This is a genomic window from Pseudomonas sp. FBCC-B35, from assembly GCF_059133755.1.
In genome coordinates this window covers 716,472-740,602 of record NZ_CP101439.1, presented here as the reverse complement: position 1 = coordinate 740,602, position 24,131 = coordinate 716,472, and the positions used below count along the sequence as shown (strand labels likewise).

General features: G+C 64.5%; 21 protein-coding genes and 1 other RNA gene. 13 read left to right on the top strand and 9 right to left on the bottom strand.

Features of this window, described 5'->3' with window-relative positions; genetic code table 11:
- Positions 1–45: 45 nt before the first annotated feature.
- Positions 46–450: a ferric iron uptake transcriptional regulator gene (fur, locus tag NMB38_RS03255; RefSeq protein WP_023533128.1), complete on the bottom strand. Its 405-nt coding sequence runs from the start codon at positions 448–450 to the stop codon at positions 46–48.
- A gap of 97 nt (positions 451–547) precedes the next feature.
- Between fur and NMB38_RS03250 the strand changes: the two genes are divergently transcribed.
- Complete coding sequence (locus NMB38_RS03250; RefSeq protein WP_023533140.1) at positions 548–1,075, top strand: outer membrane protein assembly factor BamE; 528 nt, start codon at positions 548–550, stop codon at positions 1,073–1,075.
- Between the two features lie 123 nt (positions 1,076–1,198).
- Here NMB38_RS03250 and NMB38_RS03245 read toward each other — a convergent pair whose 3' ends face one another.
- Positions 1,199–1,639 carry a type II toxin-antitoxin system RatA family toxin gene (locus NMB38_RS03245; RefSeq protein WP_028687805.1) on the bottom strand — a complete coding sequence of 147 codons (441 nt, stop codon included), beginning with the start codon at positions 1,637–1,639 and terminating at the stop codon, positions 1,199–1,201.
- A gap of 163 nt (positions 1,640–1,802) precedes the next feature.
- Here NMB38_RS03245 and smpB point away from each other — a divergent pair, with 163 nt between their 5' ends.
- Positions 1,803–2,285, top strand: a complete 483-nt coding sequence (gene smpB / locus NMB38_RS03240) for an SsrA-binding protein SmpB (RefSeq protein ID WP_023533119.1) — start codon at positions 1,803–1,805, stop codon at positions 2,283–2,285.
- A 143-nt stretch (positions 2,286–2,428) separates the two neighbouring features.
- On the opposite strand, the gene NMB38_RS03235 is transcribed toward smpB, so the two are convergent.
- Positions 2,429–3,196, bottom strand: coding sequence for an FCD domain-containing protein (locus NMB38_RS03235; protein ID WP_027915425.1), 768 nt, complete (start codon positions 3,194–3,196; stop codon positions 2,429–2,431).
- A gap of 254 nt (positions 3,197–3,450) precedes the next feature.
- Here NMB38_RS03235 and NMB38_RS03230 point away from each other — a divergent pair, with 254 nt between their 5' ends.
- From NMB38_RS03230 to NMB38_RS03220, 3 genes are all read left to right on the top strand, one after another.
- Complete coding sequence (locus tag NMB38_RS03230) at positions 3,451–5,121, top strand: lactate permease LctP family transporter (RefSeq protein ID WP_490805830.1); 1,671 nt, start codon at positions 3,451–3,453, stop codon at positions 5,119–5,121.
- A 63-nt stretch (positions 5,122–5,184) separates the two neighbouring features.
- Complete coding sequence (gene lldD, locus NMB38_RS03225) at positions 5,185–6,330, top strand: FMN-dependent L-lactate dehydrogenase LldD (RefSeq protein WP_490805829.1); 1,146 nt, start codon at positions 5,185–5,187, stop codon at positions 6,328–6,330.
- Positions 6,331–6,404: 74 nt separating this feature from the next.
- On the top strand, positions 6,405–9,209 hold the full coding sequence (locus tag NMB38_RS03220) for an FAD-binding and (Fe-S)-binding domain-containing protein (RefSeq protein ID WP_441345412.1): 2,805 nt from the start codon (positions 6,405–6,407) through the stop codon (positions 9,207–9,209).
- Positions 9,210–9,464: 255 nt separating this feature from the next.
- On the opposite strand, the gene glyA is transcribed toward NMB38_RS03220, so the two are convergent.
- The 5 genes from glyA to serC all read right to left on the bottom strand — a co-directional run bounded on the left by glyA (position 9,465) and on the right by serC (position 15,250).
- Positions 9,465–10,730 (bottom strand): serine hydroxymethyltransferase, encoded by a 1,266-nt coding sequence (gene glyA, locus NMB38_RS03215; protein WP_027915429.1) that lies wholly within the window; start codon positions 10,728–10,730, stop codon positions 9,465–9,467.
- A 23-nt stretch (positions 10,731–10,753) separates the two neighbouring features.
- Positions 10,754–11,935: an aspartate aminotransferase family protein gene (locus NMB38_RS03210; protein WP_345956591.1), complete on the bottom strand. Its 1,182-nt coding sequence runs from the start codon at positions 11,933–11,935 to the stop codon at positions 10,754–10,756.
- Positions 11,936–11,958: 23 nt separating this feature from the next.
- The gene (locus NMB38_RS03205; protein WP_104925828.1) at positions 11,959–12,801 is read right to left on the bottom strand and encodes a YggS family pyridoxal phosphate-dependent enzyme; all 843 of its coding nucleotides are present in this window, start codon (positions 12,799–12,801) and stop codon (positions 11,959–11,961) included.
- Entirely contained in the window at positions 12,801–14,048 is a 1,248-nt protein-coding gene (locus tag NMB38_RS03200) for a benzoate/H(+) symporter BenE family transporter (protein WP_049696591.1), read from the bottom strand. Before NMB38_RS03200 ends, NMB38_RS03205 begins: the two co-directional genes overlap by 1 nt.
- 119 nt (positions 14,049–14,167) lie before the next feature.
- Positions 14,168–15,250 (bottom strand): 3-phosphoserine/phosphohydroxythreonine transaminase, encoded by a 1,083-nt coding sequence (gene serC / locus NMB38_RS03195; RefSeq protein WP_490805828.1) that lies wholly within the window; start codon positions 15,248–15,250, stop codon positions 14,168–14,170.
- A gap of 131 nt (positions 15,251–15,381) precedes the next feature.
- On the opposite strand from serC, the gene pdxR reads away from it, so the two are divergent.
- Positions 15,382–16,878 (top strand): MocR-like pyridoxine biosynthesis transcription factor PdxR, encoded by a 1,497-nt coding sequence (gene pdxR, locus NMB38_RS03190; protein ID WP_023533154.1) that lies wholly within the window; start codon positions 15,382–15,384, stop codon positions 16,876–16,878.
- 9 nt (positions 16,879–16,887) lie between these two features.
- Here pdxR and NMB38_RS03185 read toward each other — a convergent pair whose 3' ends face one another.
- Positions 16,888–18,186 carry a serine hydroxymethyltransferase gene (locus NMB38_RS03185; RefSeq protein WP_490805827.1) on the bottom strand — a complete coding sequence of 433 codons (1,299 nt, stop codon included), beginning with the start codon at positions 18,184–18,186 and terminating at the stop codon, positions 16,888–16,890.
- 257 nt (positions 18,187–18,443) lie between these two features.
- On the opposite strand from NMB38_RS03185, the gene NMB38_RS03180 reads away from it, so the two are divergent.
- The 7 genes from NMB38_RS03180 (at position 18,444) to ssrA (ending at position 23,948) form a co-directional block, all read left to right on the top strand.
- Positions 18,444–19,658 carry an MFS transporter gene (locus NMB38_RS03180; RefSeq protein WP_430491834.1) on the top strand — a complete coding sequence of 405 codons (1,215 nt, stop codon included), beginning with the start codon at positions 18,444–18,446 and terminating at the stop codon, positions 19,656–19,658.
- Between the two features lie 123 nt (positions 19,659–19,781).
- The gene (locus NMB38_RS03175; RefSeq protein WP_490805826.1) at positions 19,782–20,744 is read left to right on the top strand and encodes an AurF N-oxygenase family protein; all 963 of its coding nucleotides are present in this window, start codon (positions 19,782–19,784) and stop codon (positions 20,742–20,744) included.
- Positions 20,741–21,802, top strand: coding sequence for an iron-sulfur cluster-binding domain-containing protein (locus tag NMB38_RS03170; protein WP_242810089.1), 1,062 nt, complete (start codon positions 20,741–20,743; stop codon positions 21,800–21,802). Before NMB38_RS03175 ends, NMB38_RS03170 begins: the two co-directional genes overlap by 4 nt.
- A 36-nt stretch (positions 21,803–21,838) precedes the next feature.
- Positions 21,839–22,534, top strand: coding sequence for a glutamine amidotransferase (locus NMB38_RS03165; RefSeq protein ID WP_490805825.1), 696 nt, complete (start codon positions 21,839–21,841; stop codon positions 22,532–22,534).
- 57 nt (positions 22,535–22,591) lie between these two features.
- Positions 22,592–22,960: an antibiotic biosynthesis monooxygenase family protein gene (locus tag NMB38_RS03160; RefSeq protein WP_027915438.1), complete on the top strand. Its 369-nt coding sequence runs from the start codon at positions 22,592–22,594 to the stop codon at positions 22,958–22,960.
- Positions 22,961–23,164: 204 nt separating this feature from the next.
- Entirely contained in the window at positions 23,165–23,458 is a 294-nt protein-coding gene (locus NMB38_RS03155) for a PA2433 domain-containing protein (protein WP_145280337.1), read from the top strand.
- A gap of 98 nt (positions 23,459–23,556) precedes the next feature.
- Positions 23,557–23,948: a transfer-messenger RNA gene (gene ssrA / locus NMB38_RS03150) on the top strand.
- The last annotated feature ends 183 nt before the right edge of the window (positions 23,949–24,131 follow it).

Genomic DNA, 24,131 nt, shown 5'->3' with positions numbered 1-24,131 from the left:
AGGCGACCCTAGGGTCGCCTTTGCTGTTTAAGAACGAAGTAATCGTTACTTCTTCTTACGCACATAAAGGACCAGGTTGTGGTCCACCAGCTCGAAACCGTGCTCTTCGACAATTTCACGCTGACGCTTCTCGATCTCGGCGTCCATGAACTCGATGACTTCACTGGTATCCACGTTGACCATATGGTCGTGGTGACCGCCATCGGCCAGTTCAAACACCGCATGACCGCCGTCGAAGTTGTGGCGAACCACCAGACCTGCTGCTTCGAACTGGGTCAGTACACGGTACACGGTGGCCAGGCCAACATCCTCGCCTGCCTCCATGAGGGCCTTGTACACATCTTCGGCGCTCATGTGACGCTGCTCGGCAGAGTCGAGCATTTGAAGGATCTTGACTCGAGGCAGGGTCACCTTGAGACCGGCTTTGCGCAATTCGCTATTTTCAACCATGGTCAGCTTTCTCGCCGATGCTGCTTCGCAGCTTCTCTTAATACGGGTATGATCGGTGTTTACGTTGTCCAGCCAAGATAGTGGAAGTCGCCCACCGATGCAAAACACCAAGCTCTTGCTAACCAGCCTCACCTTCGTGGGACTGCTCGCACTCGCCGGTTGCTCGTTTCCCGGGGTTTACAAAATCGACATCCAGCAGGGCAATGTCGTCACGCAAGACATGATAGACCAATTGCGTCCGGGAATGACCCGGCGGCAAGTGCGGTTTATCATGGGTAACCCTCTGATTCAGGATACGTTCCACACCAACCGGTGGGATTACCTCTACAGCCTGCAACCTGGTGGCGGTCAGCGCCAACAGGAACGCATGAGCATTTTCTTCAATGAAAGCGACCAGCTGGTAAGCCTGTCTGGCGACTTCATGCCGGGCGTCAGCCGCGACCAGGAAATCCTCGGTGGCAGCGGTGACACCACGGTCAGCCCAGGCGCCAACGGCGAGCAGCCGGCAGCCCAGCCGGAAGAAAAACCGGCCAAACCAGGCTCGGTCGAGGAATCCATCCAGCGCGAAATCGACACCATCGAAACCACGCCAGTGCCGACACCGGCACCGCTGGAAACGCGCTAAACGCGCTGATACAAAAAAGCCCGGACAGTGTCCGGGCTTTTTCATTGCTGCAAGAAACGCTGCCAATCAAACGTCACCGCCTCCTGCCACTGGAGGCGCTTGGCGATACCTCGATTGCAGACCTTACGAAGCAGCGTACAACTGCTTGGCACGCTCGCAGAACGCATCCACCAGGGTATTGGCTGCCTGATTGAACAGCGGCCCCAGCGTGGCGCGCACCAATGAGCCGGCATAGTCGAACGACAGGTCCAAGCTGATCTTGCAGGCCTTCTCGCCCAGCGGCTTGAACACCCAGATGCCATGCAGCTGGGTGAACGGCCCCTCCTCCAGGTTCATCTCGATGGATTCCCCCGGCACCAGCACATTGCGGGTAACGAAGTGCTGGCTGATACCGCCTTTGGCCACCTCGAGCTTGGCGCGCATGTGGGTTTCGCTGGCTTCGAGCACCGTCGAGTCGGAACACCAGGGCAAGAAGTCCGGGTAGCTGGCTACATCGTTTACCAGGTCGTACAAGGCCTGGGCAGGATACGGCAGCAGGGCGGAGCGTTGAATATGGGTAGTCATCCAGGCGTCACTTCCTAGGCTGGGTGGCGGTGCTTCGCAGCATTCCGATTACAGGTTCTGTACCTATGACAGTGCCTGCATTGTCCGGTATTCATTCCAGTGGCTCAAGCACGCAGAAATCCCATAGCGGACGACGCGCGGACTTGCCTATAATGCCGACCCTATGGCTAAGCAAAAAAAACATCCGACCGGGACCATCGCGCAGAACAAGAAAGCGCGACACGATTACTTCATCGAACACAAGTTCGAGGCCGGGCTGGTCCTGTCCGGCTGGGAAGTAAAAAGCCTGCGAGCCGGCAAGGCGCACCTCGTTGACAGCTACGTGCTGCTCAAGGACGGTGAGGCCTGGCTGTTCGGCAGCCACATCACCCCGCTGACCACCGCCAGCACCCACGTCATCGCAGACCCCATCCGCACCCGCAAGCTGCTGCTCAACAAGCGTGAGCTCGAGCGGCTCGAAGCGGCCGTGGCGCAAAAGGGTTATACCTGCGTGGCATTGGCGCTGTATTGGAGCAAGCACCTGATCAAGTGCGAAATCGCACTGGGTAAGGGCAAGAAGGAATACGACAAGCGCGATACCGTGCGCGAACGCGATTCCAACCGCGAGCTGCAGCGGGCCGTGCGCAACAAGGGCAAGGAAGACTAGCGCTTGCCCCTCTTCCCCGCCGAGTGATGATACGGGCAACTAGTTGCCCGATCGTTTCATCAAGGGGAAGCTTACCTGCCGTGAACAGCGCGCCGCCCACAGCGGCCACCTGTTCATGCGTACACTCGCCCGCACACATACCCTCAGTGCCCGTTGCGCCGCTCCGCCCGTGCGACCCGCTGCGCCTCTTCATGCGCCTCTTCGAGCACCTCCTGCACGTACAGAATGTGCCGGCTGGACACCTCACGCGCATCCTCGGCCCTGCCTTCGACAATCGCCAGGTACAACTCCCGGTGCTGGCTGATCAGCATGTCGCGCGTTTCGCTGCGTTGCTGGTACATGCCACCGATGTTGGTGACCACGTTGCGCTTGAGCAGGTCGAACAAGCCACGAATGGTGTGCAGCAGCACGGCATTGTGACTGGCCTCGGCAATGGCCAGGTGAAAGCGCGCATCGGCGGCGCCTTCTTCGGCCCGCGTGACTTCCCCCACCCGTGCGTAGCAGTCCTGCAGCACGTCGAACGCCTCCTTCAAGCGAGCCCGGTCGGGTGCGGTGGCGCGCTGGGCCGCGTAGTAGGCACAAGACGCCTCCAGGGTATGGCGAAACTCCAGCAGGTCGTGTTGCGCCTGAGGGCTGTGTTCGAGCAGTTGCAACAACGGGTCACTGAACGTGGAGCCCAGCGACTGCGCCACATAGTTGCCGCCGCCTTGCTTGCTGACCAGCAACCCCTTGGCCACCAGCTTCTGGATCGCTTCGCGCAACGACGGGCGTGATACCCCAAACTGCTCGGCCAGCACGCGTTCGGCTGGCAGCCGCTGGCCCGACGTCAACGTGCCTTCCAGAATCATCCCTTCCAACCGATCGACAATGTCGTCGGACAGGCGCCGCTGGCGGACCTGATCAAAAACCATCACACGCTCTCCACGAATCCCGGCTGATATCCGGGGCATCCATTCTCGCCGATCCACAGCCGGCCGACACCCACCAGCGCTCGATTTTCACGCCACATCACCTGCCCGCTCATCGGCATTCGACCAAAGTGCTGCCTCGGACAAATTGACACACCCCCGTGTGCGCTTTTAACCTAGCGGCGAGCCATTGTAAATTGGTCTTACCAATTATCCAGGGCCGGCGCATGACCAACAACAATTAGGGGCCACCCCATATGCAAACCTGGCACCAACTCTACAGCCCGCTGGGCAGTCTCGGCCTGTCCGCACTGGCGGCGGTCATCCCCATCGTCTTCTTCTTCCTGGCCCTGGCCGTCTTCCGTCTCAAGGGCCATGTCGCCGGCAGCATCACCTTGGGTTTGTCGATCCTGGTGGCGATCTTCGCTTTCCAGATGCCTGTCGACATGGCCCTGGCGGCTGCCGGCTACGGCTTCCTCTATGGTCTGTGGCCCATCGCCTGGATCATCGTCGCGGCCGTGTTCCTGTACAAACTCACGGTCAAGAGCGGCCAGTTCGAGGTGATCCGCAGTTCGGTGCTGTCGATCACCGACGACCAGCGCCTGCAGGTGTTGCTGATCGGCTTCTGCTTCGGCGCCTTCCTGGAAGGGGCGGCCGGCTTTGGTGCACCGGTGGCGATCACCGCCGCGCTGCTGGTGGGCCTTGGCTTCAACCCGCTGTACGCCGCAGGCCTGTGCCTGATCGCCAACACCGCACCGGTCGCCTTCGGCGCGCTGGGCATCCCGATCATCGTGGCAGGCCAGGTCACCGGCATCGACGCCTTCCACATTGGCGCCATGACTGGTCGCCAGCTGCCGTTGCTGTCGCTGTTCGTGCCGTTCTGGCTGGTGTTCATGATGGACGGCCTGCGCGGCGTGAAGGAAACCTGGCCTGCTGCCCTGGTGGCCGGCTTGAGCTTCGCCGTCACCCAGTACTTCACCTCGAACTTCATCGGCCCGGAACTCCCTGACATCACCTCGGCCCTGGCCAGCCTGATCGCCCTGACCTTGTTCCTGAAAGTGTGGCAGCCCAAGCGTTCGTTCGCGGCGGCCACCGGCAGCGTTGGCGCGGCCGTGGTGCAAACCGGTGGCAGCCAGCCAAGCCCCTACAGCCTGGGTGAAATCTTCAAAGCCTGGTCGCCGTTCCTGATCCTCACGGTGCTGGTGACGATCTGGACCCTCAAGCCCTTCAAGGCCGCGTTCGCCCCGGGCGGTGCGATGTACAACTTCGTGTTCAACTTCGCCATCCCGCACCTCGACCAACTGGTGATCAAGACCGCCCCCATCGTGGCTGCGCCTACCGCCATGCCGGCCGTGTTCAAGCTCGACCCGATTTCTGCCACGGGCACCGCGATCTTCCTGTCGGCACTGATCTCCATGGCCGTGCTCAAGATCAACGTCAAGACTGGTCTGACCACTTTCAAGGAAACACTCTTCGAGCTGCGCTGGCCCATTCTGTCCATCGGCATGGTGCTGGCCTTCGCCTTCGTGACCAACTATTCCGGCATGTCCTCGACCATGGCCCTGGTACTGGCCGGCACCGGCGCGGCGTTCCCGTTCTTCTCGCCGTTCCTGGGCTGGCTGGGGGTGTTCCTGACCGGTTCGGACACCTCCTCCAACGCCCTGTTCAGCTCGTTGCAAGCCACCACCGCGCACCAGATCGGCGTGAACGACACCCTGCTGGTTGCAGCCAACACCAGCGGCGGCGTGACCGGCAAGATGATTTCGCCGCAGTCGATCGCCGTGGCGTGCGCCGCCACCGGCCTTGTGGGTAAGGAGTCCGACCTGTTCCGCTTCACCGTCAAGCACAGCCTGTTCTTCGCCACCATCGTCGGCCTGATCACCTTGGTGCAGGCCTACTGGCTGACCGGCATGCTGGTTCATCACTAAAGTGAAAGGGGCCGGGCAGCCCACATCGCCCGGCCTTACTCACCTGCCAAGCTGCGAGAGCCCATGATCATTTCTGCCTCTACCGATTACCGCGCCGCCGCCCAACGCAAGTTGCCGCCCTTCCTGTTCCACTATGCCGATGGCGGCGCCTACGCCGAGCACACCCTGCGCCATAACGTTTCGGACCTGGCCAGCATCGCCCTGCGCCAGCGCGTGCTGAAGAACATGTCCGAACTCAGCCTGCAGACCGAGCTGTTCGGTGAAACCCTGAGCATGCCTGTGGCCCTGGCCCCGGTCGGCCTGACCGGCATGTACGCCCGCCGTGGCGAAGTGCAGGCGGCGCGTGCGGCTGCTGCCCACGGCATCCCGTTCACCATGTCCACCGTTTCGGTCTGCCCCATCGAAGAAGTGGCCCCGGCCATCGACCGGCCGATGTGGTTCCAGCTGTACGTGCTCAAGGACCGCGGGTTCATGCGCAATGCCCTGGAGCGCGCCAAGGCTGCCGGCGTTCGCACCCTGGTGTTCACCGTCGACATGCCCACCCCCGGCGCCCGCTACCGCGATGCCCACTCGGGCATGAGCGGCAGGAACGGCCCGCTGCGGCGTATGCTGCAAGCCATGACCCACCCGCAGTGGGCATGGGACGTGGGCGTCATGGGCCGCCCGCACGATCTGGGCAACATCTCCACCTACCGGGGCAACCCTACGGGCCTGGCCGACTACATCGGCTGGCTGGCCAACAATTTCGACCCGTCCATTTCCTGGCGCGACCTGGAATGGATCCGCGAATTCTGGGACGGCCCGATGATCATCAAGGGCATCCTCGATGCCGACGATGCCCGCGATGCGGTCAAGTTCGGCGCCGACGGTATCGTCGTGTCCAACCACGGTGGCCGCCAGCTCGACGGCGTGCTGTCCAGCGCCCGCGCCTTGCCGGCGATTGCCGACGCGGTGAAGGGCGACCTGAAGATCCTGGCCGACTCGGGCATTCGCAGCGGCCTGGACGTGGCGCGCATGATCGCCCTGGGCGCCGACACCGTGCTGATCGGCCGGGCCTTCCTGTATGCCCTGGCCGTTCATGGCCAGGCCGGGGTGAAGAACCTGCTGGAGCTGTTCGAGAAAGAAATGCGCGTGGCCATGGTGCTGACCGGCACCAAGTCCATCGGCGAGATCACCCGCGACTCGCTGGTACGCGAACTCGGCGCCTGAGCGCCTGCCTGAAACACCGCCTGATTACCGGGGCACGCGCCGCACCAGACGCCGCGGCCCCGCGAGGAGACTGCATGAGCCTGCCTGCTGCGTTTCTGCGCGATGCCGAGCGCCTGATACCTGCCGAGCGTCGCTTCGACGACCCGACCTCTACCCTGGCCTTCGGCACCGATGCCAGCTTCTATCGCCTGATCCCCAAGCTGGTGGTGCGGGTGGAGTCCGAGGACGAAGTGGTTGGGCTGATCAAGCTGGCCCAGCGCGAGCGGGTGCCCATCACCTTCCGCGCCGCCGGCACCAGCTTGTCCGGCCAGGCCATCAGCGATTCGGTCCTGATCGTGCTGGGCGATAACTGGAACGGGCGCGAGGTGCGCGGCCAGGGCGAACAGATCAGGCTGCAGCCGGGTGTCATCGGCGCCCAGGCCAACGCCTGGCTGGCGCCGTTCGGGCGCAAGATCGGCCCCGACCCTGCCTCGATCAATGCCTGCAAGATTGGCGGCATCGTCGCCAACAACGCCAGCGGCATGTGCTGCGGCACGGCGCAGAACACCTACCACACCCTGGCCGGCCTGCGCCTGGTGCTGGCCGACGGCACCTGCCTGGACAGCGAGGACCCGGCCAGCGTCGCGGCCTTCCAGAACAGCCACGCCCCCTTGCTCGACGCCCTCGCCCGCCTGGGCCGGGAGACCCGCGCCAATACGGCCCTGGCCGAGCGCATCCGGCACAAGTACCGGCTCAAGAACACCACCGGCCTGTCGCTCAATGCCCTGGTGGATTTTGACCAGCCGCTCGACATCCTGCAGCACCTGCTGGTCGGCTCCGAGGGCACCCTGGGCTTCATCAGCGCGGTGACCTACGACACCGTGCCCGACCACCCGCACAAGGCCAGCGCCCTGCTGGTGTTCCCCAGTGTCGAAAGCTGCTGCCGCGCCGTGCCGATCCTCAAGCGCCAGCCCGTATCGGCCGTGGAGTTGCTGGACCGGCGCAGCCTGCGCTCGGTGCAGGACATGGCCGGCATGCCGGTGTGGGTCAAGGGCCTGTCGGCCAACGCCTGCGCCCTGTTGATCGAATCCCGCGCCGCCAGCCAGACCCTGCTGCACGAGCAAGTGCACCAAGTGATGGCCTCGATTGCCGAGTTCCCCCTGGAACAGCAAGTGGATTTCAGCGAAGACCCGGTGGTGTACAACCAGCTGTGGAAGATCCGCAAGGACACCTTCCCCGCCGTGGGCGCCGTGCGCCAGACCGGCACCACGGTCATCATCGAAGACGTCACCTTCCCCGTCGAGCAACTGGCCGAAGGCGTCAACCGGCTGATCCAGCTGTTCGACCAGCACCGCTACGACGAGGCAATCATTTTCGGCCATGCGCTGGAAGGCAACCTGCACTTCGTCTTCACCCAGGGTTTCAACAGCGCCGAGGAAGTGGCGCGCTACCAGGCCTTCATGGACGACGTGGCGCAGTTGGTGGCCGTGGAGTTCGGCGGCTCGCTCAAGGCCGAGCACGGCACCGGCCGCAACATGGCGCCCTTCGTAGCGCTCGAATGGGGCCAGGATGCCTACCAGCTGATGTGGCAGCTCAAGCGCCTGCTCGACCCCAACGGCATTCTCAACCCCGATGTGGTGCTCAGCGAAGACCCGGCCATCCACCTCAAGCACCTCAAGCCGCTGCCGGCTGCCGACGCGATCGTCGACAAATGCATCGAATGCGGGTTCTGCGAACCGGTGTGCCCGTCCAAGGGGCTGACCCTCAGCCCGCGCCAGCGCATCGTCATGTGGCGGGATATCCAGGCCAGGGAGCGCGACGGCCAGGACACCCGCGCGCTGCGCGACACCTTCCAGTACCAGGGCATGGATACCTGCGCCGCCACGGGGCTGTGTGCCCAGCGCTGCCCGGTGGGCATCAACACCGGCGAGCTGGTCAAGAAGCTGCGCGCCCAGGCGGCCGAACATGGCAAGGCCGCCGACTGGTTGGCCGAACACTTCAAGACGGCCATGGGCGGCGCGCGCCTGTCCCTGACCGCCGCCAATACCGCCCGCAAGCTGCTGGGCGCGCCGCGCCTGAACCGCTTGAGCGCCGCCCTGAGCAAGACCAGCAAAGGGCGCATGCCCCGCTGGACCCCGGCCATGCCCCAGCCTGTGCGCCCTGTGCGCGTGGGTGAGGCGAGCAACGACCCGCGCCCTCGCGTGGTTTACCTGGCTGCCTGCGTGTCCAAGGTCATGGGCCCGGCGTATGCCGATCGCGAGCAGAGCTCGTTGCTCGACAAGACCCGCAGCCTGCTGGAGAAGGCAGGGTATCAGGTGGTCTTCCCTGACAATGCCGAAAGCCTGTGCTGCGGCCAGCCCTTCGCCTCCAAAGGCTACCCTGAGCAGGCTGAACACAAGCGCCAGGAGCTGATCAATGCACTGCTGCACGCCAGCCGGGGCGGCCTGGACCCGATCTATTGCGACACCAGCCCCTGCACCCTACGCCTGGTCCAGGACCTGGGGGATACCCGTTTGGACCTGTACGACCCGGTCCGTTTCATCCGTACGCACCTGGTCGATCGGCTCACCTTCACTCCGCAGGATGAACCGATCGCCGTGCATGTGACCTGCAGTACGCAGCACCTGGGCGAAAGCCAGGCGCTGATCGACCTGGCGCGGCGGTGCAGCACGCAGGTGGTGATACCTGAAGGGATTCATTGCTGCGGGTTTGCCGGCGACAAGGGCTTCACCACCCCTGAGCTCAATGCCCATGCCTTGCGCAGCCTGAAGGATGCGGTACAGTACTGCGGTGAAGGCATCTCCACCAGCCGCACCTGTGAAATTGGCTTGTCGACCCACAGTGGCATCGATTATCACGGGCTGGTGTATCTGGTGGATCGGGTCACTCGGGCGCGGTAGTTGGGGCCGCTATGCGGCCCATCGCGGCACGAGGCCGCTCCCACAGTAGATCCCGGTAGCTTTCGAATACGCAAATCCCTGTGGGAGCGGCCTTGTGCCGCGATGGGCCGCACAGCGGCCCAGGCGGTCTTCATCCCGGACTCGACGGCACAGCAAACCCAGCAACAAAAAAAGGGCTGCCAGGCAGCCCTTTCACACAGGTCGAAAAACCTGCCTCAAACATCCCGACACCGCCGGTGCCAGGCCCCCATCCTCTCAACCATAAACCGGATAACGACGGCACAGCGCAACCACCTGCTCACGCACATGGTGCCCCACCTCGTCACTGCGCCCGGTTTCCAGGGCATCGAGCACATCACACAGCCACCCCGCCACCTGCTCGCACGCCTCTACATCGAACCCTCGCGTGGTCACCGCCGGTGTACCGATGCGCAGCCCCGAGGTCACGAACGGCGAACGCGGGTCGTTGGGCACCGAGTTCTTGTTGGCCGTGATATAGGCGCTGCTCAAGGCCGCATCGGCTTCCTTACCCGTGTAGGGCTTGGCCGACAGGTCGATCAGCATCATGTGGTTGTCGGTCCCGTCCGACACGATCTTGTACCCGCGCGCCTGCAACACTTTGGCCATGGCCCGGGCATTGGTCACCACCTGGGTCTGGTAACTGCGAAATGCCGGCGACAGCGCTTCCTTGAAGGCCACGGCCTTGGCCGCGATCTGGTGCATCAGTGGGCCACCCTGGACACCCGGGAATACCGCCGAGTCGAGCTTCTTGTAGAAACTTTCGTCCTGCCCCTTGGACAGGATCAGGCCGCCGCGCGGGCCGCGCAGGGTCTTGTGGGTGGTGCTGGTGACCACATGGGCGTGGGGCAGCGGGTCTGGGTATTCGCCTGCGGCAACCAGCCCGGCCACGTGGGCCATGTCCACCCAGAAGATCGCCCCGACCTTGTCGGCGATGCTGCGCATGCGTGCCCAGTCCTTGTAGCGCGAGTAGGCCGAGAAACCACCGATGAGCATCTTCGGGCGGGTTTCCAGCGCGATGCGCTCCATCTCGTCATAGTCGAGAAAGCCCGTTTCAGGGTCCAGGCCGTAGGGCACGATCTTGTAGTGGCGGCCCGAGAAGTTGGCCGGGTTGCCGTGGGTCAGGTGCCCGCCCTGGGCCAGGTTCATGCCCATCACGGTGTCGCCTGGCTGGATCAGCGCCAAAAACACCGCCGCGTTGGCCTGGGCGCCGGCGTGGGGCTGCACGTTGGCGTAGTCGCAGTTGAACAGGGCCTTGACCCGCTCGATAGCCAGGCTTTCGGCCACGTCCACGTATTCGCAACCACTGTAGTAGCGCTTGCCGGGATAGCCTTCGGCGTACTTGTTGGTGAGCACCGTGCTCTGGATCTGCATCACCAAGGGGCTGGCATAGTTTTCCGAGGCGATCAGCTCGATGTGGTCTTCCTGGCGATTCACTTCGTTGCGAATCGAGGCGTGCAGCTCTGGATCGAAGGCGTTGAGGGTCAGCGTCGAGTCGTACATGGGTTAAGCGTCCTTGTTCTGAATCAGGCTTGGGGTGACAGCAAGCGGGTGAGGCGTGCAGCGATGTCGTCGATCTGCACCTCGGAGCAGATCAGGGGTGGCAGCAGGCGCACGGTGGTACCGCGGGTGACGGTGACCAGCAGGTGTTGCTCGTCCCGGGCCCGGTCCACCAGCTCGGCGCAGGGGCGGTTGAGCTCGATGCCGACCATCAGGCCCAGGCCGCGCACCGACACCACTTCAGGGTGCCCGCCCAGCGCCAGCTGCAAGGCCGCCAGCAAACGCTGGCCCAGCACCGCAGCGCGCTGCGGCAGCTGATCGCGCTGCATGATGTCCACCACCGTGCAGCCCACCCGGCAAGCCAGCGGGTTGCCGCCGAAGGTGGAGGCATGGTGGCCGGGGGAAAACAGCTCGGCGGCCTTGCCTCGGGCCAGGCACGCGCCGATGGGGAAGCCATTGCCCAGGGCCTTGGCCAGGGTGATGACGTCGGGCTCGATGCCGGCGTGCTGGAAACCGAACCAGGTGCCGGTACGGCCCATGCCGGTCTGCACCTCGTCGATCATCATCAGCCAGTCGTGCGCGTCGCACAGCTGGCGCAGCGCTTGCAGATAGCCCGCCGATGCCGGATGCACACCGCCCTCGCCCTGCACGGGCTCGACCAGCACGGCCACCACGTTGGGCGAGTTGGCCGCCACCTGGCGCACCGCCTCGATGTCATCGTAGGGCACGCGGATGAAGCCTGGCATCAGCGGCTCGAAACCGCGGTGAACGGCCGGATTGCCGGTGGCGGCCAGGGTTGCCAGGGTGCGCCCATGGAAGCTGTTTTCCATCACCAGCACCTGGGGTTGGGCGACGTTGCGGGCCGTGGCGTGCAAGCGCGCCAGCTTGAGCGCGGCCTCGTTGGCCTCGGCGCCGGAGTTGCAGAAGAACGCCCGCTCCATGCCTGAGAGCCGGCACAGGCGCTCGCCTAGCTGTTCCTGCCATGGGATACGAAACATGTTGGTGGTGTGCAGCAGCACGTCGGCCTGTTCGGCCAGGGCCGAGGCGATCTCGGGATTGGCGTGCCCCAGGCTGGTCACGGCCACCCCGGCGATGGCATCGAGGTACTCGACCCCGTGCGAATCCCACAACAAGGCGCCCTGGCCCCGGCTGAACGCAACTGGTTGGCGGGCTGAGGTGTGCATGAGGTAAGCGGGAGCAGCAGACATTGCAGGTTTCCTGTACAGAGTGGTCAATGGCTGGTGGCCAGCGACGGGGTAGCGTCCGGGTGCGGCGCGGCATCGGCGGTGGGCCAGTAGTAGGCATCGGGCATGGCGCGGGCGCCGAAGATCGCCTGGCCGACGCGCACCACCGTGGCGCCCTCCTCGATGGCCACTTCGAAATCACCCGACATGCCCATCGACAGCTCCTGCAACGACACCCCTTCAGGCGCAGTGGCGCGCAGTTGGTCGCGCAGCTCACGCAGCAACACGAAGCACGGGCGTACCCGCGCGGCGTCGGCCGAAAACAGCGCCAGGGTCATCAGGCCGCGCACACGCAGCGCCGGGAACGCGGGCAGCGCCTGTAGAAACGCCGCCACCTCATCGGGCACCAGCCCGTACTTGCTGGCCTCGCCCGAGGTGTTGACCTGGACGAACACATCCATCTGCCGCCCTTCGATGCGCAGCCGGCGGTCCAGCACCTCGGCCACGCGCAGGCTGTCCAGTGCCTGGAACTCACTGGCAAAGCGCGCCACCTGCTTGGCCTTGTTGGTCTGCAAGTGGCCGATCACCGACCACTGCAAGTCCTGCAAGTCGGCCATGGCTTCCCACTTGCGCTGGGCCTCCTGCACCTTGTTCTCGCCCAGCAGGCGGCAACCGGCGGCATAGGCCAGGCGCAGGTGGGCTTCGTCGAAGGTCTTGCTGACCGGCAGCAGGCGTACTTCGGCCGGGTCTCGCCCGACCCGCTCGCAGGCCCGGGCGATGCGCTCATGCACGGCGGCCAGGTTGCGGCGAAAATCCTCGACGGTGTTGGCCTGCGGATAGCGGCCATGGCGCGCATGCAGGGTGGTGAGGTCTTCGGCGTACTCGGTCATCAATTCGTCGCTCCTTTGGTGGGCACTGCTGCCGGTTCTGCCTGGGCGGCCTTGGCCCGGCGTGGCAGGCGACCGTTGAGCACGGCGTAGGCCACAAGGCCGATCACCAGCCCCCAGAACGCACCGCCGATGCCCAGCAGGGTGATGTTGGCCGCACAGGCCAGGAAGGTGATCAACGACGCCTCGCGCGCTTTTGCATCGAGCATGGCGTTGGCCAGGCTGCCGCCGATGGTGCCCAGCAGGGCCAGCCCCGCCAGGGTGGTGATGAAGGTGGCCGGGAAGGCCATGAACACCGCCGCCAGCGTCACCCCGAAAATGCCCACCAGGATGTAGAAGATGCCGGCGGCCACACCGGCCACCCAGCGCTTGGACGGGTCTTCGGACGCTTCCTTGCCGGTGCAGATGGCAGCGGTGATGGCGGCGATGTTGAAGGCGTGGGAGCCGAACGGCGCCATCAACAGCGAGCCCAGCCCGGTGATTCCGAGGATCGGGTTGGCACTGGTGCGAAACCCGTCGTTGCGCAACACCAGCATGCCGGGCATGTACTGGCCGGTCAGGGTGATCAGAAACAGCGGCAGCGCCACGCTCAGCAGTGCGTTGAGCGAGAACTCGGGGCGGGTGAATACCGGCGTGGCGAATTCCAGGGACAGCCCAGCGAAATCGACCCGGCCCTGCATCACCAGGTACACCAGCCCCAGCACCAGGATGCCCACCACGGCATAGCGAGCGCTCAGGCGCTTGAACACGATGTACGCCCCGATCAGCAGCCCGACCAGCAGCGGGTCGACGCTCATGCTGGCGAAGGCGCCGATACCGAACTGCAACAGGATGCCGCCCAGCAGGCCCGCGGCTACCCCCGGCGGAATCAGGCGCACGGCTTTTTCGAAGTAGCCCGACACGCCCAGCAGCACGAAGGCCACCGCCGACACCATGTACGCCCCCACCGCCTCGGCGTAGGGCGTGGTGGCCAGGGCCACGATCAGGAACGCCGCCGCCGGCGTGGACCAGGCGGTGATGATCGGCTCGCGGCTGACCCAGCTGAGCAGCAGCCCGGTCACGCCCACGCCGATGGACACCGACCACACCCACGAGGCGGTCAGCTCGGGGCTGAGCCCTGCAACCTTGGCAGCCTGGAACACCAGGATGAAAGTGCCGCCATAGTTGACGATCACCGAAATGAGCCCGGCCACCACCGGGTGCAGCAGGTCCTGCAGGCGCAGGGGCGAGGGGGTACGAGTAGATGACATAGGTCTTGGCTCCTTGCTAGACGCTGTATCCGGCTGCGGTAGGCAGTCATTTATAGCCGCAGATTGGCTGGTTTTACCCCGACGCTTCACCGGGGCAGACCAGACCACTTTCAGTGCGCTCAACCGTACCTGCGGGCGAACGCCCCCATGAACTCGCACAGGGCGGCCACCGCTTCGACAGAGATGGCGTTGTACAGGCTGGCGCGAATGCCGCCGACGCTGGCGTGGCCCTTCAGGCCATGCAGCCCGGCCGCCTCGGCCTCGCGCAGGAAGACCGCTTGAAGTGCTTCATCGGCCAGCCGGAACGGCACGTTGTTGATCGAGCGATAGGCCGGCTGCACCGGGTTGCGGTAGAAGCCGTCGCTGCCGTCGAGGGTTTCGTACAGCAGGCTGGCTTTGGTCTGGTTGCGCTGGTGCAGCACCTGCAAGCCCCCACTGCGCTTGATCCACTGCAACGTCAGGCCAGTCAGGTACCAGGGGAAGGTGGCGGGCGTATTGAGCATCGACTGGGCATCGCTGATGCGCCGGTAGTTGAGGATGTCCGGGGTGAACCCATGGCAGCGATCCAGCAGCGCCGGATCCATGATGACCACCGTCAGCCCAGCCACGCCCATGTTCTTCTGGGCGGCGGCATACACCAGGCCATGGCGTGCGATGTCGATGGGCTTGGACAGCAGGCTCGAACAGGCATCGCACACCAGTGGCGCCTCGCTGGCGGGCGCTTCGGTGAACTGCACGCCGTGCACGGTTTCGTTCTCGGTGTAGTGCAGGTAGGCCGCCTTGGGGTTCAGCTGCCAGTGCGCAACCGCCGGCACCCGGTCAAAGCCGGTGCCCTGGGCACTGGCGACCACGCGCACTTCGCCATACTGGCGCGCCGCCTCGATCGCCTTGCCCGACCACAACCCGGTGTGCAGGTAGTCCACGCTGCCGTTGTCCCCGGCCAGGTTCATGGGCACCTGGGCGAACTGCAACGAAGCGCCGCCCTGCACGAACAGCACGCGGTAATGCGCCGGCACCTCCAGCAGCTCGCGCAGGTCGGCCTCGGTCTGCTCGGCAATGGCGCGGAAGATGGGCGAGCGGTGGCTCATCTCCATGATGGACATGCCCGTGCAGGCAAAATCGTGGAACTCGTCGTACGCCTGGTTGAGCACTTCCAGAGGGACTGCGGTGGGGCCTGCGCTGAAATTGTGTGACCGTGCCATGGTGGGTGGGCTCCTGTGCGTGAACGCGCCGACGCGGTGAATACCAGGCCAGGCCTGGGTGGCGAAGGCCGGAGTCTACGGATAAACTGGCCTGCCCTTACCTGCCAGTTCATGGATGGAGAGCAGACCACATGGCGAAGACCTTCGCGCTGGACACCCTGAAGATTCGGCTCAACGACGCCGAGTTTCAGCTGCTGGACCTGCACCAGCGCATCCAGCGCGCCTTGCGTGCGTTGATCCTGGATGGCGCGCTGGGCCCGAGCCTGAAACTGCCCTCCACCCGTGCGCTGTCCAAGTCCCTGGGCTGCGCCCGCGATACCGTCGAAAACGCCTACGTGCAGCTGCACCGGGACGGTTTCATCGTGCGCCGCGGCGGCGCGGGCAGCTACGTGTGCGACACGGTGGGCGCCGAATTGCGCGGGGCCGGCCCACGCCGGCAACGGACCCAGGAGGTGCGGCGCAGCGTGGTCGCGCCCGGCGCCGAACTCAGCCAGCGCGGGCGCATGATCTTCGAGACCGGCGGCGTGCGTGACCAGCAAGTGATCAAGGCCTTCGCCACTGGCCTGCCGGAAACCCGCAGCTTCCCCACCGACGTCTGGGAGCGGCTGCAGCGCCAAGTGGTCAAGGACTACCGCGCCAGCGTCCTGCTGCACGGTGACCCGCAAGGCGCCGAACCCCTGCGCAAGGCCATCGCCACCTACCTGAACCTCGAACGCGGGGCCACGTGCACCCCCGACCAGGTGCTGGTGCTCAGCAGTACGCGTCAGGCGTTGTACCTGTGCGCGCAATTGCTGGTAGATGCCGGCAAACCCATCCTGCTGGAAAACCCCGGCTACTACGGCGCCCGCAAGGCGTTCGCCATCGCCGAAACCAAAGTGTTGCCCATCGACGTGGACGAACGGGGCATCCGCACCGACCTGCTGTTCGCCGACCGCAGCGGCGCCAACTGCGTGTACGTCACCCCCTCGCACCAGTACCCCACAGGCGCGACCCTGCCCCTGGAGCGCCGGCTGGAGCTGATCAACTGGGCCGCGCAGAAAGCCAAGTGGATCATCGAAGACGACTACGACAGCGAGTTTCACTACGACGGCCAGCCCACCGCCTGCGTGCAGGGCCTGGACCGCTACCAGCGCACCCTGTACATCGGCACCTTCAGCAAGACCCTCTACCCTGGCCTGCGCATGGGCTACATCGTGCTGCCGCCCGAACTGGTCAAGCCCTTCGCCTATGCCCGCAGCATGATGGATGGCCACACCCCGCAGACCTTGCAGCTGACCCTGGCGCGCTTCATGGAGGACGGGCACTACAACGCCCACGTGCGTGCCATGCGCAAGTTGTACGCCGGGCGCCGGGCGGTGATGCACGATGCCATCGCCAAGTACCTGAGCCCGGTGGTCACCGCCCACCTGCCGCCAGGTGGCTTGCAGATCCCCTGCCTGCTCAAGCCAGGCTGGTCCGAAGAAAAGACCATTCGCCAGGCGGCCACGGCCGGCGTGCAGCTGTCGGGCCTGAGCAGCCTGTACCTGGGCGAGCCGCAGACCCACGGCTGGCTGCTGGGGTATTCCTCGCTCACGGCCTATGAGATCGAAGCGGCCATGCTGCGCCTGGCCAACGCCCTCAAGCTTTGAGCGCCGGGTTCAGTAAGGCAGCTTGAAACGCCGGGTCAGGTCGAAGATGCCCTCGCGGATCGAGCGCTCGGTGCGGCTGTCCATGGCACCGCTGCGCACGCCCCCGAGCATGGCCAGGATCATGTCCCCGATCTCGCGGAACTCATCCTCGCCCATGCCCCGGGAGGTACAGGCCGCACTGCCCAGGCGAATGCCCGAGGTGACGCTGGACTTGACCTCGTCACCGGGCACGACGTTACGGTTCACGGTGATGCCGACCGCCTCCAGCGCACCCTCGGCGGCGTTGCCGGCAAGGCCCCAGGGGCGCAGGTCGATCACCCCCAGGTGGCAGTCCGTGCCGCCCGACACCACCAGCAAGCCACCTTCGGCCAGCCGCCCGCACAAGGCCCGGGCATTGGCCACCACCGCATGGGCGTAGGGGCCAAAACCCGGTTGCAGCGCCTCGCCCAGCGCCACCGCCTTGGCCGCGACCGTGTGCATCAGTGCAGCGCCCTGCAGGCCGGGGAACACCGCCGCGTTGATTTTGCGCGCCAGGGTTTGATCGTTGCACAGGATCATCCCTCCGCGCGGGCCGCGCAGGGTCGCGTGGGTGCTCAGCGTGGTGACGTGGGCATGGGGCACTGGCGAGGGATAGGCGCCGCCTGCGACCAGCCCGGCGACGTGGGCGATGTCGGCCATCAGATACGCCCCCACCTCGTCGGCAATGGCGCGAAAACGGGCGAAATCCAGCGCGCGTGAATACGCCGACGCCCCGGCGATGATCAGCCGTGGCCGCTCACGACGGGCAATCTGCGCCACCTGGTCCATGTCGACCAGGTGCGTCAGCGGGTGCACACCGTAGCTGACCGCCTGGAACCAACGCCCGGACACGTTGAACGCCGCCCCGTGGGACAGGTGCCCGCCCGACTTCAGGTCCAGGCCGAGGATCTTATCCTCCGGCTCCAGCAGCGCCAGGAACACCGCCTGGTTGGCCTGGTTGCCGGAGTGGGGTTGCACGTTGGCATAGCTGCAACCGAACAGCAGCCGGGCCCGCTCGATGGCCAGGTCCTCGACCACATCCACATTGCCACAGCTGGCGTAATAGCGTCGCCCCGGGTACCCCTCAGCGTACTTGTTGGTCAGCACCGACCCTTGGGCCTCGAGCACGGCGCGGCTGACCACGTTCTCGGCGGCGATCAGCTCGATGGACTGCACCTGGCGCAACCGCTCGGCATCGATGGCGGTCCACACCTCGCTGTCCACCTGCGGCAGCGCAGCGGCACTGATGCCCGGCAGCGCGTGGCCCTCTTTATAAGCGAAATGCGGCATGTGTACTCCTTGGTCTGAACGCCGGCGACAACCGCACTACCCTAGCGGCCTGCGGCGCCTGCGACCGTACCGATTACCCGCGCTGTTGCAGACCACCTGGCTCGGCCCGGCAAGCAGGCGTCTGGCCTGGGCATGCCAGAACGCGCGAAAGATGGGCCAAAGCGGTCTGGCCTATTGCCACTAATTGGACTACCCGACAAGACCAAAGCCTCATTAAGCTCTGCGCCGACTCAGCTCATGCCCCTACAGGTTTCACCATGACGATACGTATCGGCCTGTTGCCGCAAGTCGCCGCAGCGCACTTTGTCAGCCACCTGCACATCATGGTGCTGGCGGCGCTCTTTCCGCTGCTGCCTGCTTTTTTGAACGTGGATTATGTGGCGTTGGGCCTGGCCCTCAGCGTGTTCAACATCGTCACCGCGCTGGTGCAGGCCCCCATGGGGTTTGCCGTCGATCGCCATGGCGCCCGGCGCCTGCTGCTGCTGGCCCTGGCCTTGGGCAGTTGCAGTTTCCTGTTGATTGCCCTGCTGCCCGGCTACACCTGCCTGCTGGTGGGCATGGCGCTGGCGGGGGTGGCCAATGCCGTCTACCACCCTGCCGACTATGCCCTGCTGTCCCGGCACATCAACCCTGCGCACATCGGCAAGGCGTTCTCGGTGCACACCTTTGCAGGTTTTCTGGGCGCGGCGGTGGCTCCGGTGTTGCTGCTGGGGGTGGCGGTAGCCAACGGCCCGGCCATGGCCTTCGCGACCGCAGCGCTGGTGGGCTTTGCAGCACTGGCCCTGCTGTTGATACCCGGCTCGGCACTGGCCCAGGTCAGTGACGCGCCGCCCGCCCCGGCACCCAAGCCCGTGCAGGCGCAACGCGTGGCGCTGCTCTCGCCGATGATCATCAGCCTGACGCTGCTGTTCGTGCTGCTGAACCTGAGCACTGGCGCCATCGAAAAGTTTTCCGTCGCGGCCCTGATGCAGGGCCAGGGCGTGGCCTTGTACTGGGCCAACTCGGCCTTGACCGCCTTCCTGTTCGCCAGCGCATTCGGCGTGCTGGCAGGCGGTGCATTGGCCGACCGCACCCAGCGTCACGGGGTGGTGGCGGCCAGCGCTTTTGGGGTGGCGTGCATGCTGATGTTGCTGGTGGCCACGGCGGGCCTGAGCGAGCCGCTCTTGCTTGCCGTGCTGGGCCTGGCGGGCTTTTTGACCGGCGTGATCGCCCCGTCACGGGACATGCTGGTACGGGCTGCCGCCACCAAAGGGGCTGAAGGCAAGACCTTCGGCATCGTGTCCACGGGTTTCAACATCGGCGGCGCCATCGGGCCAGTCGGGTTCGGCTGGTTGCTGGACCAGGGCCACCCCAACGCGATTTTCTGGGCCAGTGCCGCCTTCATGGGCCTGACCGTCGCCCTGACATTGTTGCAGGAATGGGTAATGGCGCGGCAGCGCAAAGTCACTGCGCTGCAACTTTCATTTAAATGACCTGACGCAATAATAACGACACATTTGTACCGCAAACTTGAAGGGCGCCGCCCGCACCTGTGCGTGCCACCCAGCCGGCGTAATCAAACTGAACAACGACAACCGATAGCCTGGAGTTTTAACATGGATGTTAACCATAGCGGTACCGATGATGCAGTTAAAGGCATGCTCGCCAAACTTTCAACCCTGTGGAAAACCCGCGCTGCCGTGAACCAGCCACAACCCGATTACTGGGGCCTGGCGTTCGATGCCAACAAGAACGACTTCAGCCATTCACTGCTGCCGTTTCGCAACCACCAGGCCTGGCTTGAAGCCCCCAAGGACTTGCAGTCCAAATGCATGTCCTACGCCTGGGGCATTTATAACCTCAAGACCATTTATATTGAATGCAATGTGGTGGTGCCGGCCTGTGAAGACATTATCAAGACCCCGCCCCACAGCCATAACCGCGCACTGCTGCAAGATGTAATGTCTCAAGCCCTGCTCGATGAAGCCCTGCATACACGCATGTCGATCATGGCCTGCAACTATATCTATGACATGCGCCAACTTACCCCCCTGGACTTCAGCGCCTTCAACCTGGTGACCTGGCGCGAAGCGCTGCTAGCCAACTGCACCGCCGAATGGGAACGCCGCCTGACCCGCTTTGGCATCGCCTGCGCCAGCGAAACGCTGATCACCGACTACCTCAAGACCATGGCCGAAGACACCACCATCCAGTCGGTCTGCCACGAGGTCACCCGCACCCACGCCATGGACGAGTGGAGCCACTCCAGCGTGTTCAGCTTCGTCGCCACCGACATCGTCAACGGCCTGACCCGCAAGGAACGCCTGTACCTGCGCTCGATCATCCTGCGCACCGTGCAGATGTTCGCCAACAACGAGATGGGCGCCTGGTCGCGGGTGTTCGAGATGCTGGGCTTCCCCAACGGCAACGAGATCCTGCACGACGTGGGCGACAACAACGAGATCAGCGTCTATACCGACTCCCTCGGAGCCCTGGTCAACCGCATCGGCCTGGCCGGCAATGGCCTGGAGAGCGCCGAACAGGCCGTCGAACAGCTGCGCGAGAGGGCTAGCGCATGAGTACCCCGACAGGCTTTGAAGCCGTGTGCGAGCATGTCAGCAGCGAGACCGCGCAGATCAAGGTATTTGGCCTGCGCGTACTCAACGCCTCCAGCGCCTTTCTGGCAGACCTCGTGCCCGGCCGGCACGTGGCGTTGCAGGCAACGGACCTGTCCGGCGCCCGTCAGCAACGGCTGTACTCCATCACCCGCAGGCTTGGCAACGACCAGTTCGAGCTGGCGATCAAGCGCGAAGGCCGTGGCGGGGTCTCGGACCAGTTGCACGCCACCTGCCAGCCCGGCACGCGTTTCGACGTGCAGTTCGCCGCAGGTGACATCACCCTGGCTTCGGTCCAGGCCTGCCGCCACGTCGGCTTGCTGGCCGGCGGCATCGGCATCACCCTGCCGATCGCCCTGCTGCGCGGGCTGCACGAGCGCGCCCTGCGCGGCTTGAACGTGCCCCAGGTCAGCCTGCTGCTGTGCGTGCCGTCCATTGCCGACATCCCGTTCCTGCACGAATTGCTGCAACTGGAACTGAGCTGCCCCTGGTTCGACCTGCAGGTGTTCGTCACCCGCGAAGCGGTGCACGGCAAAGGCCACTTCAAGGCCGGCCGCCCACAAGCCCAGGACCTGAAAGCGCTGGGCAACCCGGACAGCGTGGTGATCTGTGGCAGCCACGGCTTCGCCCAGGGCATGCGCGAGCACCTGCTGGCGTTGTTCCCCACCTGCCCCTTGCTGATCGAATCTTTCACCCCACCAGCGGCCTCTGCCCCGGCCACGCCAGACGATGCCCAGGCCGAAAGCCCCTTGCGCCTGCACCTTCAGCATAACGACCAGGTGCTGGAGCCCGCCGCGGGCAAGAGCCTGCTGGAGATGCTGGAAACCAGCGGCATCGCCGTACGCAGCCTGTGCCGCGCCGGCATCTGCGGCCACTGCCGGCTGAAAGTGTCGGAAGGCGAGTACACCGTCGAACCCGACTTCTGCCTGACCGACCAGGACAAGCGCGACGGCCACGCCCTGGCCTGCTGCACCTTCCCCAAGGCCGGTACGATCAAGGTCGACCTCAACCCAACGGCGTAAACCGCGCCCTCACTCCTTTCATCATCGGGTTTGCACATGAAAACAGCCATCGCACTGCGCCACATCCACTTCGAAGACGTCGGCACCCTGGCCCCCGTTCTGAGTGAGGCCGGCTACAGCCTCACCTACATTGACCCCACCGTCGAAACCCTCCACGCCGAACAGGTGATGCAAGCTGACCTGCTGATCGTGCTGGGTGGCCCCATTGGCGCCTACGACGAAAAGCCCTACCCCTTCCTCAAGGCCGAACTTGAGCTGGTGCGCCAACGCATCGAGTCCGGCAAGCCCATGCTGGGCATCTGCCTGGGCGCACAACTGATCGCCCGCGCCATGAACGCCAAGGTCTACCCCATGGGCGTCAAGGAAATCGGCTTCTCGCCGCTTACCCTCACCGCCGAAGGCCAGCAAACGCCGCTTGCCGAACTGGGCGACGTACCCGTGCTGCACTGGCATGGCGACCAGTTCGACATCCCCCAGGGCGCCGTGCTGCTGGCCAAGACCGATATTTGCGCGCACCAGGCCTTTGCCGTGGACAACCGCATCCTGGGCCTGCAATGCCACCTGGAAGCCGACCCCGCCCGCATCGAGCAGTGGCTGGTAGGCCACGCCAACGAAGTCGGCCAGACCGGCCTGGACCCCATCGCCCTGCGCTCGGCTGCCGCCGAACTCGGCGAGCGCCTGACCCAGGCCGCCGCCCGCGTGATGCGCGCCTGGCTCGCCAACCTGAAGTAACCCGCTGCACCACCACCGCATGAAAACAACAAAGTCATCAAGGATGAGGCACGCCCCATGATCGTCGTATTGTTCGAGTTGCAAGCACTGCCCGGCCAGGGCGAAACCTACGTTGACCTGGTCAACAAGCTCACCCCTCTGCTCAAGCCCATGGAAGGGTTCATCTCGGTAGAGTGCTTCCAGAGCACCCTCAACCCCAAGAAAGTGATGTCGGTGACCACCTGGCGCGATGAAGAAGCCGTGGTGCAATGGCGCAATGTCACCGCCCACCTCTCTGCCCAACGCGCCGGCCGCGACAAGATCTTCGACGACTACCGCGTGCGCGTCACCTCGGTCATCCGCGACTACGGCCTACGCGACCGCGACCAGGCGCCCTACAACGAAGTCGTAGACGGCACCCGCCCAACCGCCTGCCCAGTAGCCTAAAGCTACCCCCCTGTGGGAGCGGCCTCGCCGGGGCGCCGGACCGGCCGCGATGGGCCGCAAAGCGGCCCCTTCCCACTCTGCTCTCCAGCAACATCCCGCCACAAACCCTCATGCCATCCCGCCACCATCAAAACGGAACTGTCAGCCAAACGGCACAGTCCACCTTTACAGGCCCACCTACCAGAGGCCACAGAGGAGACTCCCATGAAAGGTACCGCGCTTTCGGCCCTGTTCGCGGCCGCTACCCTGCTCGCTTCGCCGGCCTTCGCTGCCGAAAAAGACCTGTGCGCCCTGAACCTGCAGAAAATCAACGACAGCATGGCCACCGCCGGAGCCACCTCGGAAGGCCTCAAAACGCAAATCGATGATGAAGTGACCAAGGCCAAAGATGCCCAGGCAAAAGGCAATGACAAGGACTGCATCGCAATCACTCAAAAAGCCCTGACCACGCTGCAAAACACCAACAAAGGCAGCGGCTCGAGCAGCGGCGGCGCCTGATGCATCGCGCGGGTGAGCGCTCAGCTGTCGACGCCGCCCGCGCAATGCCGTATACTCCGGTTCACGTGCCGTAAGGTGCGTTAGCTTAGAGCTAGTGTGGGGCCGATTAGGATTCGACGCCGGTAGCGAAACTCTAGGTGCATGCCGAGTTGGTAACAGAACTCGTAAATCCACTGTTGCAACTTTCTATAGTTGCCAATGACGAAAACTACGAGGGCTACGCTCTCGCTGCGTAAGCAGCTGAGCCCGCTCTCCTGGTAGCTTCGGCTCCAGCAATCACCAGGGGATGCCTGTAAACCCGAAGTGATTGTCATACAGAACAGGATCGTCGTGTAGCACGTTGGGGGCAAAGCGACTAAAACTTACCCAACTCGTCCAAAGCACCCTGCCCGTCGGGCGGCTGCGGATTAACTCAGTAGACACGGCTAAGCATGTAGTACCGACAGCGGAGTACTGGCGGACGGGGGTTCAAATCCCCCCGGCTCCACCAAATGATCAATCAAAGACGTCCACGGACGTCTTTTTTTGTGCCTGAAACCCAATAAATACGGGGCTTTCAGCGCCATTAGAGTCCGATAGCGTCCAGCAGGGTCCACGCAATTCGGTATTCCAAGTGGTATTCCAAGTCATCTGCTGGTAGTTTTTGGAATACCGAAACCGCTCTTGGAATACC

Bases quoted from the DNA above. Each gene is read 5' to 3' on its own strand.
- smpB (WP_023533119.1), top strand. From the start codon at position 1,803: ATGGCTAAGCAAAAAAAACATCCGACCGGGACCATCGCGCAGAACAAG.
- NMB38_RS03230 (WP_490805830.1), top strand. From the start codon at position 3,451: ATGCAAACCTGGCACCAACTCTACAGCCCGCTGGGCAGTCTCGGCCTG.
- NMB38_RS03160 (WP_027915438.1), top strand. From the start codon at position 22,592: ATGATCGTCGTATTGTTCGAGTTGCAAGCACTGCCCGGCCAGGGCGAA.
- NMB38_RS03205 (WP_104925828.1), bottom strand. From the start codon at position 12,801: ATGACCGAGTACGCCGAAGACCTCACCACCCTGCATGCGCGCCATGGC.
- NMB38_RS03165 (WP_490805825.1), top strand. From the start codon at position 21,839: ATGAAAACAGCCATCGCACTGCGCCACATCCACTTCGAAGACGTCGGC.
- NMB38_RS03175 (WP_490805826.1), top strand. From the start codon at position 19,782: ATGGATGTTAACCATAGCGGTACCGATGATGCAGTTAAAGGCATGCTC.
- NMB38_RS03210 (WP_345956591.1), bottom strand. From the start codon at position 11,935: ATGTCTGCTGCTCCCGCTTACCTCATGCACACCTCAGCCCGCCAACCA.
- NMB38_RS03220 (WP_441345412.1), top strand. From the start codon at position 6,405: ATGAGCCTGCCTGCTGCGTTTCTGCGCGATGCCGAGCGCCTGATACCT.
- NMB38_RS03200 (WP_049696591.1), bottom strand. From the start codon at position 14,048: ATGTCATCTACTCGTACCCCCTCGCCCCTGCGCCTGCAGGACCTGCTG.
- pdxR (WP_023533154.1), top strand. From the start codon at position 15,382: ATGGCGAAGACCTTCGCGCTGGACACCCTGAAGATTCGGCTCAACGAC.
- glyA (WP_027915429.1), bottom strand. From the start codon at position 10,730: ATGTACGACTCGACGCTGACCCTCAACGCCTTCGATCCAGAGCTGCAC.
- NMB38_RS03180 (WP_430491834.1), top strand. From the start codon at position 18,444: ATGACGATACGTATCGGCCTGTTGCCGCAAGTCGCCGCAGCGCACTTT.
- NMB38_RS03235 (WP_027915425.1), bottom strand. From the start codon at position 3,196: ATGGTTTTTGATCAGGTCCGCCAGCGGCGCCTGTCCGACGACATTGTC.
- NMB38_RS03170 (WP_242810089.1), top strand. From the start codon at position 20,741: ATGAGTACCCCGACAGGCTTTGAAGCCGTGTGCGAGCATGTCAGCAGC.
- NMB38_RS03155 (WP_145280337.1), top strand. From the start codon at position 23,165: ATGAAAGGTACCGCGCTTTCGGCCCTGTTCGCGGCCGCTACCCTGCTC.
- NMB38_RS03250 (WP_023533140.1), top strand. From the start codon at position 548: ATGCAAAACACCAAGCTCTTGCTAACCAGCCTCACCTTCGTGGGACTG.
- fur (WP_023533128.1), bottom strand. From the start codon at position 450: ATGGTTGAAAATAGCGAATTGCGCAAAGCCGGTCTCAAGGTGACCCTG.
- NMB38_RS03245 (WP_028687805.1), bottom strand. From the start codon at position 1,639: ATGACTACCCATATTCAACGCTCCGCCCTGCTGCCGTATCCTGCCCAG.
- serC (WP_490805828.1), bottom strand. From the start codon at position 15,250: ATGGCACGGTCACACAATTTCAGCGCAGGCCCCACCGCAGTCCCTCTG.
- NMB38_RS03185 (WP_490805827.1), bottom strand. From the start codon at position 18,186: ATGCCGCATTTCGCTTATAAAGAGGGCCACGCGCTGCCGGGCATCAGT.
- lldD (WP_490805829.1), top strand. From the start codon at position 5,185: ATGATCATTTCTGCCTCTACCGATTACCGCGCCGCCGCCCAACGCAAG.